At 64.4% G+C, this 12,169-nt stretch carries 10 protein-coding genes and 1 pseudogene; all 11 read right to left on the bottom strand.

The features are described from left to right. Positions 1 to 6 precede the first annotated feature (6 nt). Complete coding sequence (locus tag C2U70_RS30460; protein WP_140982330.1) at positions 7 to 1,113, bottom strand: polyamine ABC transporter substrate-binding protein; 1,107 nt, start codon at positions 1,111 to 1,113, stop codon at positions 7 to 9. 6 nt (positions 1,114 to 1,119) lie between these two features. Next, entirely contained in the window at positions 1,120 to 2,301 is a 1,182-nt protein-coding gene (locus tag C2U70_RS30455) for an aminotransferase (RefSeq protein ID WP_140982329.1), read from the bottom strand. Positions 2,302 to 2,308: 7 nt separating this feature from the next. Then, a complete protein-coding gene (locus C2U70_RS30450) occupies positions 2,309 to 2,632 on the bottom strand; it encodes a rhodanese-like domain-containing protein (RefSeq protein WP_140982328.1) in 324 nt (107 codons plus the stop codon). 147 nt (positions 2,633 to 2,779) lie between these two features. Further along, positions 2,780 to 4,708: a potassium transporter Kup gene (locus tag C2U70_RS30445; protein WP_140982327.1), complete on the bottom strand. Its 1,929-nt coding sequence runs from the start codon at positions 4,706 to 4,708 to the stop codon at positions 2,780 to 2,782. A gap of 157 nt (positions 4,709 to 4,865) precedes the next feature. Further along, positions 4,866 to 6,764, bottom strand: a complete 1,899-nt coding sequence (locus tag C2U70_RS30440) for a potassium transporter Kup (RefSeq protein WP_140982326.1) — start codon at positions 6,762 to 6,764, stop codon at positions 4,866 to 4,868. A gap of 170 nt (positions 6,765 to 6,934) precedes the next feature. Next, positions 6,935 to 7,765 (bottom strand): OmpA/MotB family protein, encoded by an 831-nt coding sequence (locus tag C2U70_RS30435; RefSeq protein ID WP_140982325.1) that lies wholly within the window; start codon positions 7,763 to 7,765, stop codon positions 6,935 to 6,937. Between the two features lie 23 nt (positions 7,766 to 7,788). After that, positions 7,789 to 8,562, bottom strand: coding sequence for a motility protein A (locus C2U70_RS30430; protein ID WP_011086581.1), 774 nt, complete (start codon positions 8,560 to 8,562; stop codon positions 7,789 to 7,791). Positions 8,563 to 8,854: 292 nt separating this feature from the next. Next, on the bottom strand, positions 8,855 to 9,574 hold the full coding sequence (locus tag C2U70_RS30425) for an RraA family protein (protein ID WP_186294569.1): 720 nt from the start codon (positions 9,572 to 9,574) through the stop codon (positions 8,855 to 8,857). Positions 9,575 to 9,690: 116 nt separating this feature from the next. Beyond that, a complete protein-coding gene (locus tag C2U70_RS30420) occupies positions 9,691 to 10,572 on the bottom strand; it encodes a CDP-alcohol phosphatidyltransferase family protein (RefSeq protein WP_140982323.1) in 882 nt (293 codons plus the stop codon). A 95-nt stretch (positions 10,573 to 10,667) separates the two neighbouring features. Further along, positions 10,668 to 11,369: pseudogene (locus tag C2U70_RS30415) on the bottom strand (phosphatidylserine decarboxylase); the annotation flags it as partial. An 83-nt stretch (positions 11,370 to 11,452) separates the two neighbouring features. After that, positions 11,453 to 12,169, bottom strand: a 717-nt coding sequence (locus tag C2U70_RS30410; protein ID WP_140982321.1) for an ATP-binding cassette domain-containing protein, incomplete at its 5' end; no start/stop codon positions are given.

The following is a 12,169-nucleotide window of genomic DNA, read 5'->3' as shown; positions in this document are numbered from 1 at the left end:
CGGAGCTCACCTCCCCGTCTTCACCTTCGTCCATAGCCGGTTGATGATCCGCTGGGTCGCAGGCTCACGTGCCGTGATGACGAACAGTTTTGAAAGCGTCGCCTCGTCCGGATAGATGTTCTTGTCGTTCAAAATCTTCGGATCGACCAGCTTCTGGCTCGCCAGATTGCCATTGGCGTAGGACAAAAAGTCCGAGTTCTTGGCGGCGACGTCGGGACGGTAGAGATAGTTGATGAGCTCGTAGGCTTCCTTGACGTTCTTGGCATCCGCAGGGATCGCGAGATTGTCGAAGAACATCTGCGCGCCCTCCTTTGGGATGGCATAGCCGATCTCGATGTCGCTCTTGGCTTCGGCGGCCCGGGCGCGGGCCTGCATGATGTCGCCGGACCAGCCGACCACGAAGCAGATCTCGCCGGTCGCGAGCGCGCTCAGATATTCGGACGAGTGAAATTTTCGTACCGACGGCCGCACCTTCATCACGGCGTCGGCGGCCTTCTCCAGGTCGGCCTGCTTGGTCGAGTTGGGATCGAGCCCGAGCCAGCTCAGCGCGGCCGGGAAGATGTCGTCGGCGGAGTCGAGCATGTGGACGCCGCAATCCTTGAACTTGGCAAGGTTCTCCGGCTTGAAGACGATGTCCCAGCTATCGATCCTGGCGTCGGCGCCGAGGATTTCCTTCACCTTCTTGACATTGTAGCCGATGCCGGTCGTGCCCCACATGTAGTTGGCGGCGTAGACGTTGCCGGGATCGTAGATGCCGAGCCGCTGCGTCACCACGGGCCAGGCGTTGGCGAGGTTCGGCAGCTTCGCCTTGTCGAGTTTCTGGAAAATGTTGGCCTTGATCTGGCGCTGCAGGAAATAGGCTGTGGGCACCACGACGTCGTAGCCGGACTTGCCGGCCATCAGGCGCGTTTCCAGCGTCTCGTTGGCATCAAAAGTGTCGTAGACCACCTTGATGCCGGTCTCCTTGGTGAAGGTCTCCAGGACCTCCGGCGCCATGTAGTTGGACCAGTTGTAGAAGTTGACGACGCGCTCCTCGGCCACGACGGAGTGCGGAAACCACGTCAGCGCTGCTGCGACCGCGACGGCGAAACGGAACCTGCTGGCGTCGGCCATCGCCACCTACCCCTTGCGTCGGCGCACCGCATCCGACAACCGCTCCAGTGCGGTGTCGAGCGTCTCGTCCTTCTTGGCAAAGCAGAACCGCACCACCGAGGTCACCGGGTCCTTCTCGTAGAAGGCCGAGACCGGGATCGCGGCGACCTTGTAATCCTTGACGATGCGCCAACAAAACTCGGCGTCGCTCTCGTTGAGGCCGAGCGGCGACAGGTCGACGGTGAGGAAGTAGGTGCCTTGCGACTTCAACACGGGGAAGCCGAGGCTTTCGAGACCCTTGGTGAGCCGATCCCGGCTCCGCGCCAGATCCTTGCGCATCGAAACGAAATACTCGTCCGGCTTGCCGAGGCCATAGGCGACCGCCGCCTGGAGGTTCGGCGCGCTGGTAAAGGTCAGGAACTGGTGCACCTTGGCGGCGACCCGCAAGAGCGGCGGCGCGGCGCAGACGAACCCGATCTTCCAGCCGGTCAGCGAAAAGATCTTGCCGGCCGAGCCGACCTTGATGGTGCGGTCGCGCATGCCGGGGATGGTGATCAGCGGGATGTGCTTGTGCTCGTCGAAAGTAACGTGCTCCCAGACCTCGTCACAGATGGCGATCACGTCGAACTCCTGGCAGTAGCGCGCCAGCAGTTCGAGGTCTTCGCGGGGATAGACGACGGCGGACGGATTCAAGGGATTGTTGAACAGCACCGCCTTGGTCTTTGAATTGAAGACGCTTTTCAGCATGTCTTCGTTGAGCCGCCAGTGCGGCGGCTCGAGCCGCACCAGGCGCGGAATGCCACCGGCCTGGCGGATGATCGGCAGATAGGAATCGTACACCGGCTGGAAGCAGACCACCTCGTCGCCGGGCTGCACTACCGCGAGGATCGCCGAGGTCAGCGCCTCGGTACCGCCGGAGGTCACCATCACCTCGCTCATCGGATCGAGCTTCAGGCCGTGCCAATGTCCGTAGTGGGTTGCGATCGCCTGGCGCAATTCCGGGATGCCCATCATCGACGGGTATTGGTTGTAGCCGTTCAGCGAGGCGTCGGCGGCTGCGCGGCGGATGTCCTCGGGGCCGGGATCATCAGGGAAGCCCTGGCCGAGATTGATCGCGGCATTGTCGCGCGCCGCCTGCGACATCGCCTCGAAAATGGTGACGGGCAGGTTCGCGAAGACCGGGTTCAGGGACGAGATTTTGGAGCTCATCGGGCGATCAGCCAACCTTGGTCGGAAGACCTGCAGCCTTCCAGCCGAGCATGCCGCCTGCGAGATGCTTGTCGTAAGGAAGGCCCGCGGCTTGTGCCGCGAGCGAGGCCGTCACCGAGCGCTTGCCGGAGCGGCAGGCGAACACGACCTGCTTGCCCGCGGGATCCGGGATCGCCTTCGGGTCGAAGGTCGAGAGCGGCACGACGACGCCGGACGGATAGGCCTCTGCGTCAACCTCGTTCGGCTCACGGACGTCGACGAGCAGATAGCGCCCTTCATCAATGCCCTTGGAGACCTCGTCCGGGGTCAGATCCTGCACCTGGTTCGCCACATCTTCCTCCCACGATCCGAGCTCTGCACCGGGCTGTCCGGGCCGGCCGCAACCTCGCCTCTCGGCAGGCGAAAATCAAGCACTACAAAGGCTTGAGAGTCATCCCGCAACTTAAACCTAAATCGTAAGGCAGCCCAATCGCCGCGGTCAGATCGTGACTTGCGTGCCGACCTCGACGACGCGTCCGCTCGGGATCTGGAAATAGTCGGTGGCATCGTTCGCCGAGCGGCTCAGCGAGATGAACAGCCGGTCCTGCCAGCGCGGCATGCCGGAATGGGCGGCCGGCTTGAGCGCCCTCCGCGACAGGAAGAACGAGGTCGACATGATGTCGAACTGCCAGCCGAGTTTTCTGGCGATCGCCAGCGCCTTGGGCACGTTCGGGGATTCCATGAAACCGAACTTCAGCGTCACCTTGGAGAAGGTCGGGCTGATCTGCTCGAGCTTCACCCGCTCGGCCGGATCGATCCGCGGGGTCGGGGCGGTCTCGATGGTGAGAATGACGTTCTTCTCATGCAGCACCTTGTAGTGCTTCAGACTATGCATCAGCGCCGTCGGTGCGCTTAGCGGATCCGAGGTGAGGAAGACCGCGGTACCCGGCACCCGCTGCGGCGGCCGCTTCTCCAGCATGGCGACGAGGTCGGCGAGCGGGAACTCCAGCTTGCGCGACTTCTCGAACAGCAGCCGGCTGCCGCGGCGCCACGTGTACATCAGGATGATCATCAGCGCGCCGAGCGCGAGCGGTACCCAGCCGCCCTCGAAGACCTTGAGCAGGTTCGCCGCCAGGAAGGTCAGGTCGAGGAACAGGAACGGCGCGATCAGGGCTGCGGCCCAGAGCGGCGACCACTTCCAGACCTTCCAGATCACGACAAAGCCCATCATGGCCGTGACCACCATGGTGCCGGTCACGGAGATGCCATAGGCGGAGGCCAGCGCGCTCGAGGAGCGGAACATCAGCACCAGCATCACGACCGCAACCAGCAGGAGCTGGTTGATGCGCGGAATGAAGATCTGGCCGGAATGCGCTTCGGACGTATGGCGAATTTCAAATCGCGGCAGCAGACCGAGCTGGATGGCCTGGCGCGTCAGCGAATAGGCGCCGGTGATCACGGCCTGGCTGGCGATGACGGTGGCGATGGTGGCGAGCACGACCATGCCGCCGCGAGCCCAGCCTTGCGGGAAAAGCTGGAAGAATGGGCTTTCGATCGCCTTGGGGTCGGCCAGCACCAGCGCCCCCTGCCCCAGATAGTTCAGCGCCAGCGACGGCAACACGATGAACAGCCAGGCGGTCTGGATCGGCCGCTTGCCGAAATGGCCGAGGTCGGCATAGAGCGCTTCCGCGCCGGTGACGGCCAGGAACACCGCACCCAGCGTGACGAAGCCGATAAGGCCGTGGTGAAGCATGAAGGACACGGCATGAAGCGGGTTGAGCGCCAGCAGCACCTGAGGCTGATGCATGATCGGGCCGATCGCCGCGAGCGCGATCACGGCAAACCAGACACACATGATCGGGCCGAAGAAGGCGGCAACGCGGGCCGTGCCGCGCGACTGCACGGCAAACAGCCCAAGCAGGATCACGACCGTCAGCGGGACGACATACGGCTCGAACGTCGCGGTGACGTCCTTCATGCCCTCCACGGCCGACAGCACCGAGAGGGCCGGCGTGATCACGGCATCGCCATAGAACAGGGCGCCGGAGATGATGCCGAGCAGGACAATGGTCGCACCACCCGTGCCGACAGCCCGCTGGGCCAGCGCCATCAGGGCGAGCGTGCCGCCCTCGCCGTTGTTGTCGGCGCGCAGCAGGATCACGACGTATTTGAGCGTCACCACGACGACGAGCGCCCAGAGGATCATCGAGATCACCCCGAGCACGGCGGCCTGCGTGGGCACCCCTTCCATACCCGAAGCCGCCGTCACCGCCTCGCGGAACGCGTAGAGCGGGCTGGTGCCGATGTCGCCGTAGACGACCCCGATGCTGCCGAGCGTCAGGCCGGCAAACCCGGCCGTGGTGTGGGCTTCGCCATGTCCATTGGCCGCCACCGTCTCCGGGGCGGGAATCGCGATGTCACTTGTCATGGGAGAGACTGATGGCCTCTAAAAATGCTTCACTGCACAATGGCAGAAGCGCGCGCGGGCTTATAGTCCTGCGCTATGGGCATAGCCTAGCGCGATTCTGGGCCCTTGCCATGCAAATTCCGCATAAGTGCGCCGCCGGTTCTCTTCCGGAAGCGCCTCAGATGGTCACTTGAGTTCCGACTTCAACCACCCGCCCGGTCGGGATCTGGAAATAATCGGTGGCGTCGTTGGCGGAGCGGCTCAGCGCGATGAACAGGTGATCCTGCCAGAGCGGCATGCCCGATTGCGCCGACGCCTTCAGCGCGCGGCGCGACACGAAGAACGACGTCGACATGATGTCGAACTGCCAGCCCTGCTTGCGGGCGATCGCCAGCGCCTTCGGCACGTTGGGCTGCTCCATGAAGCCGAACCGCAAACGGACCTTGGAGAACTTGTCGCTGACCTTCTCCATGCGGAACCGTTCCGATAGATCGACCCGCGGTGTCTGCGCGGTCTCGATGGTCAGAACCACGTTGTGCTCGTGCAGCACCTTGTTGTGCTTGAGATTGTGCAACAGCGCCGTCGGCACGAAGGCCGGATCGCTGGTGAGGAACACGGCCGTGCCCTTGACGATATGCGGCGGCCGCTTCTCGAGGCTCTTGATGAGATCGTCGAGCGGAACCTCGATCCTGCGCGTCTTCTGCACCAAAATTCCGGAGCCGCGCCGCCAGGTCCAGATCGTCCCCACCATGATCGCGCCGAACAGCAGCGGCACCCAGGCGCCTTCCAAGAGCTTGAGCAGATTGGCGGCAAAAAAGGTCACGTCGACGAAGACGAGCGGCAGGATCACGGCGGCTGCGGTCGCGGCACGCCAGTTCCACAGTTTCCAGATCACGATGAAGCCCATGATACCGTCGGCGACCATGGTGGTGGACACTGCGATGCCATAGGCGGAGGCGAGGTTGCTGGGGGTGTGGAACAGCAGCACCAGCAGCATCACGCCGATCAGGAGCAACCGGTTGACCCGTGGCAGATAAATCTGGCCGGCATGGGATTCGGAGGTGTAACGCACCTCGAAGCGCGGCAGGAGGCCGAGCTGCACCGCCTGATAAACCAGCGAATAAGCGCCTGTGATCACGGCCTGGCTTGCGATCACGGTGGCCGCGGTCGCCAGTCCCACCAGCGGCAGCACGAGCTTTTCCGGCACCATGCGATAGAAGGAATTATCGAGCGAGCTTGGGTCGGACAGCACCAGCGCGCCCTGCCCGAAATAGTTGATCAGCAGCGCAGGCAGCACGAAGAATATCCAGGCCGACTGAATCGGCTTGCGGCCGAAATGGCCGAGATCGGCATAGAGCGCCTCGCCGCCGGTCACCGCCAGGAACACGGCACCGAGCGTCACCAGGCCGATCGTGCCGTGCGATAGCATGAACTGCACCGCATAATACGGATTGATCGCCGCGAGCACCGACGGATCGTCGGCGATGTGGACGGCTCCCATCACCGCGATCACGGTGAACCAGATCACCATGACAGGTCCGAAGGCCGAGGCGACCAGCGCGGTACCCTTGCTCTGGACCGCGAACAGCAGCGCCAGGATGAGGACCGTGAGCGGCACGACGTAGTGTTCGAGCGCGGGCGCGGCGAGCTTCAGACCGTCGACCGCCGAGAGCACCGAGATCGCCGGCGTGATCATGGAATCGCCGATGAACATGGAGGCGCCGACCACGCCGAGCGCGAGCAGGAACCAGTGACGCCGTCCCAGTGCGCGATGGCCCAGCGCCATCAGCGAGAGCGTGCCGCCCTCGCCGTTATTGTCGGCGCGCAGCAGCAGCAGCACGTATTTGGTGGTGACGACGATGAACAGCGCCCACAGGATCAGCGACAGCACGCCGAGCACGATAACGCGCGAGACCGGTTGGCCATGGGCCGCGCCCTTGACCGCCTCGTGAAAGGCGTAGAGCGGCGAAGTGCCGATGTCGCCGAAGACAACGCCGATACTTCCGAGGGTCAGCCCCCAGAAACTCGAGGTGACCGGTCCCTCCTGGCCTTCGGTCGTGGTGATGCTGGCCGTCATCGTCGCTGGAAAACGCTGCTTCCCGGGTTTTGATCCGCGCGCGTTTGGACGGTTCCGCGCGCCGGGTCAAGCACCCAGCATAGCAGGCGCGCACAGGCATGCTGTGACGCAGAGGCCACGTTCGGCCCCCGGCGACGAAATGTCCAGAGGTAAAATAGTAATTTGGAGGTTCAGGGTTTCAGATTGGGCGGCAGCGGCGGGTCCTCACGCATCAACGTGATGGTCACGCGGCGGTTGGCGGCCAGCGACGGATCGTCCGGAAACAGCGGCTGGGTATCCGCCTTGCCGGAGACCGAGAACACGTGCGAGGGCGGCAGCCCTTCCCGCTCGAGGATCTGGCGCACGGCATTGGCGCGATCGGACGACAGGTCGAAGGCACCGTAATCGCTGCGGTTCGGCACGTAGCCGGCCGCGGTATGGCCGGCGATCGACAGGCGCAGCGGTGTCGCCTTGAGCGGCACCGCCAGCTTCTCGATCAGGCGGCGGGTGCGGTCGTAGGGCACTTTCGAGCCATCGGGAAACATCGAGCGGCCGTCCTGGTCGACGATCTCGAGATTGAGCCCCTGCTTGGTCTCCTCAAACATGATGTGCTTGGACATCTCGGTGAGCTCGGGCATGTCCTGCAGGGCCTGGCGCAGCGAGGCCGCGGCGAGCGCGAATTCACGGTCGACCTTGATCTTCGCGCCGGACTTGCGGTCGCGGTCCTGCTGGTCAGGCGTCGGCGTGTTGGAGGCGTCTTCGGGCTGGATGTGGTCGACGTTCTTCAGCTTCGGGCGCGTCGGCAGGCCGTCGGACTCGATGATGCCGGCGTAGCGCGCCTCGCTCTGGACGCCGAAGGCGTCGCGCATGGAGCCTGCGACGATCTTGAGCTTGTTGGCGTCCTGCGTCGAGAACGCGACGAGCATGACGAAGAAGCTCATCATTAGGCCCATCAGGTCGGCGAAGGTCACGAACCAGCCGTGACCGCCTCCATGTGCATCGCCGCGCTTCTTCTTGGCCATGATTCAAATCCCGGTACGCGGCCTCAGGCCGGGACCGGTTCACCCTCGGCGTGGCGATGCTTCTCGGGCAGGTAGGCAAGCAGCATTTCGCGCACCAGCGTCGGGCTCTTGGAGTCGCGGATCATCAGAATGCCGTCGATGATCAGCGTGCGGTTGGTTTCCTCGTCGAGCAGCTTGCCGTGCAGCTTGTCGGCGATCGGCAGGCAGAACAGGTTCGCGACCAGCGCGCCGTAGAGCGTTGCGAGCAGCGCGGTCGCCATGAACGGGCCGAGTTTCGACGGATCGGTCATGTTCGCGAACATCTGCACCATGCCGATCAGCGTGCCGATCATGCCGAAAGCCGGGGCGCAGTCGCCGATGGCGCGGTAGATCTTGCTGCCTTCGTCCAGATGCATGAGGAAGTTGTCGCGGTCGCGCTCGAGATTGTCGCGGATGAAGTCGAGGTCGTAGCCGTCGGCGACGTAGCGTATGCCCTTGGCGAGGAACGGCTCGTCGGTCTCGACCTTTTCCAGGCCGACCGGGCCCTGCTTGCGCGCGATCTCGGCGATGCGGGCGAGCTCGTCGACGAGGTCATGCGCCGACAGCCGGCTCATCGTGAACGCGAACTTCGCACCCAGGGGAAGGCCGTGAAGCAGCGCGCTGAGCGGGAAGCGGATCATGGTGGCGGAAATCGAGCCGCCGAAGATGATGATCATGGCATGTTCGGAAATGAACATGTGGAGGTCGCCGCCCATGAAGATCATCGCGGCGATGACGATGATGCCCGCGGTGAGCCCAACGCCCGTCATGATATCCATGGAAAACTCCAACGCTTACCCGAACGACCATCCGTCCTGGATGGGATGCTGCCTAACGGCGCACCGCCCCGCAGAAACCCTAGTTGGCGGCCATTAAAGACGCGTAAAGGTTAAACGCGGACAGCCCTGATCCGGCCACATCGTCGCGCTCGCCGCGCAGGCGAATTGCCGGCGGCCGATAGCGCTCTCAACAGTTTGCTAACCATAATTGCGCGGCGGATGCGCACGGGGCCGAATGCGCCGCCCGGAGCGGGCTCGGGCGACGCGCGGCTTCGCCGCCAGACTATGCGCTTTAGTGAATCTCCGCCGACCTCTTCAGCGCAGCCTTCAGCTTCTCGAGCGAAAAGTCCGGGCTGCGCGCGATCTCCAGGATCGGGGTTTCGCGGCGACCGCAGAGCTCGGCGGCCTCGGGCAGCTTGGCGGCGATATCGAGCGGGATGGCAATCGCGCCATGCTGGTCGGCGTGGATCAGATCGTCCGATTTCACGGTCATGCCGGCCACGCGAACCTCGCCGCCAAAACTTTCCGCATGCACCCAGGCATGCGAGGGACCGATCGAACCGGCCAGCGCCTGGAAGCCCGGCGCCCATTGCGGGATGTCGCGGATCGAGCCGTCGGTGATGACGCCGAGGCAGCCGAGCGCCTTGTGCACGTTGCTCTGCACCTCGCCCCAGAACGCGCCGTAGCCGACGTCATGGCCGTCGATGTCCTGGATGACGGAGATGCGCGGCCCGTGACCTGTGCCGACATACTCGTAATATTCGATGCGACGCCTGGACTGCTCTTCCGCAGGGAGCGAAGACTTCAACACCGAGCGGATCGCGACCGTGCGCGCATAGCCGACGATCGGCGGCAAGTTCGGGAACGGACAGACGAGCGGTTTTGTGGTGTAGCCGATCAGACGGCGCTCGGGCGCGACGATTTCCATGGCGTTGCAGATCGTCGGCGTGTCGTAGCGGCCCAACGCTTCGAGGACGGAAGCCGGCAGCGGCCCGGTCGCGGTATCAGTCACGGCGTTCTCTCCCATATTGGCCCCGGCGGTGTCGGATGCAGCGGGCCATGGCGATATAGCCGAGATCGGGCGTCAACCCAACTCGGCTTGCCTCATGGCAGATATTTGCAGACCGCTCAGTGCAGCCGTTCGGGCCGATCGTCGTGCGGGGCTTCCGGCACGTTCGGCGCCATGGCCTGCGACGTTACAGGCGATGCCGCCTCGGTCGGCGCAGGTGCTCCTGCCTCCACGGCGCGCGCCTGCTTCTGATACGACTTCCAGCCGAGCGGCAAGCTCAACAGATAAAGCACCGTGCCGGCCGAGAGGATGTGCCAGGGATAGCTGATCAGGAGCGCGATGAAGAAGATCACCGCCACGAACACCGGCAGCACCAGCTCCGGCGGCACCCGCATGCGCACCGTCTTGCCGGAGAACACGGGCAGCCGCGACACCATCAGGAAGCCGATCAGGAGCGTGTAGGCCGCGGTCACGACCACGGGCCAGCGCCCGAGCCCCAGGAACGACATGTAGATCGGCAGCAGCACGGTGATCGCGCCGGCCGGCGCCGGCACGCCGGTGAAGAAATTGGCGGCGAAGGCCGGCTTGTTGGGATCGTCCATCGTCGCGTTGAAGCGCGCGAGCCGCAGGCCGCCGGAGATCGCGAACACCATGGCCGCGATCCAGCCGGCATTGCCGAGCTCGTGGAGCTGCCAGAAATACAGCATCAGGCCGGGCGCAACACCGAAATTGACGAAATCCGCGAGGCTGTCGAGCTCGGCGCCGAATTTGGACTGGCCCTTGATCATCCGCGCGATGCGGCCGTCGATGCCGTCGAGGGCCGCCGCGAACACGATCGCATAGACCGCAAGGGTCATCCGCCCTTCGATCGACAGACGGATCGCCGTCAGGCCGGCGCAGATCGCGAGCAGCGTGATGACATTGGGCACCAGCATCCGCACCGGGATCGGGCGGAAGCGCCGGCGGCGCGCATCGGGATTTCTCAGATCGTAGGGCGTCATGGCTCTGGCCTCACTCCAAGGGAGATATAGCAAGCCGCCGCCCGCTCCGCCAATGCGGCGGAACCGTCCTTTCGGCGATGTCGGGGACGGAATGGTTAACTGGTGCGATAGGTCCGCGCCAAATCGTCCGTGGCGAGGTCGGCGAGCACGGTTTCGCCGGCAATCGCGGTCTGCCCTTCCGAGACCAGCGCCCGGGAGCCGATCGGCAGATAGACGTCGAGGCGCGAGCCAAACCGAATGAGGCCAAAGCGCTCGCCGGCGCCGAGCGACTGCCCTTCCTTGACGAAGCAGACGATGCGTTTTGCCACGAGGCCGGCGATCTGCACTACGCCGATCCGCCCGACATTGGTGGAGATCACGAGCGAGTTGCGTTCATTGTCCTCGCTCGCCTTGTCGAGCTCGGCATTGATGAACAGGCCGGGCCGGTAGGCGATGCGATCCACCCTGCCCGCCACCGGGCTGCGGTTCACGTGGCAGTTGAACACGCTCATGAACACGGAGACGCGCGGCAGCGGCTTGTCGCCGAGCCCCAATTCCGCAGGCGGCAGCGCCATCGTGATCATCGACACCCGGCCATCGGCCGGCGAGATGACAAGCCCGTCGCGGATCGGCGTCGTGCGGGCGGGATCGCGGAAGAACAGCGCGCACCACACGGTGATGATGGTGCCGATCCAGCCCAAAGGCGACCACAACCACATCAGGAAGATGCTCGCCGCCGCGAAGATGCCGATGAAGGGATAGCCCTCCTTGTGGATCGGCGGAATCTGCCGTTGGATCGAATCGAGAATGGACATCGCTAATCTGCCGCCAGGGGTTGATGGCGCGCGGACAGCCCCGCGCGCCGGAAAGCTTTAGGCCAGACCGGGGGCCGCAGACAAGGTCACTCCGCGGCCGCAGGGGTCGTGAGCGCGTCATCAACCGGCGGGGGCTCGCGGTTCGGCGCCTCGTTGGCGTCGTCCATCCGGGCGAGCTTTTCGCGTGCGGCTTCGGCTTCGCGCTGCCTGTTCCACATGCTGGCATAGAGGCCACCAGATGCGAGCAGTTGAGCATGCGTGCCGCGCTCGGCGATACGGCCCTGATCGAGCACGATGATCTCGTCGGCGCCGACGATGGTGGAGAGACGGTGCGCGATGACGAGCGAGGTGCGGTTCTTGGAGACGCGGTCGAGCGCGCCCTGAATCTCGTGCTCGGTATGGCTGTCGAGCGCCGAGGTCGCTTCGTCCAGCACCAGGATCGGCGGCGCCTTCAGCACGGTCCGCGCAATCGCCACACGCTGCTTCTCGCCGCCGGACAGCTTCAGCCCGCGCTCGCCGACCTGCGTCTCATAGCCCTTCGGCGCCATGCGGATGAAATTGTCGATCTGCGCCAGCTGCGCCGCCTTTTCCACTTCGGCATCGCTGGCGTTCCAGCGGCCGTAGCGGATGTTGTAGCGGATGGTGTCGTTGAACAGCACCGTGTCCTGCGGCACCATGCCGATGGCGGCACGCAGCGAGCCCTGCGTAACGTCGCGGATGTCCTGGCCGTCGATCAAGATCCTGCCGCCGGAGATGTCGTAGAGGCGGAACAAAAGCCGCGAGATCGTCGACTTGCCGGCGCC

The sequence above is a fragment of the Bradyrhizobium guangdongense genome (assembly GCF_006483445.1).
GTDB classification, from domain to species: domain Bacteria; phylum Pseudomonadota; class Alphaproteobacteria; order Rhizobiales; family Xanthobacteraceae; genus Bradyrhizobium; species Bradyrhizobium guangdongense_A.
This window is presented reverse-complemented; position numbering and strand designations above follow the sequence as displayed.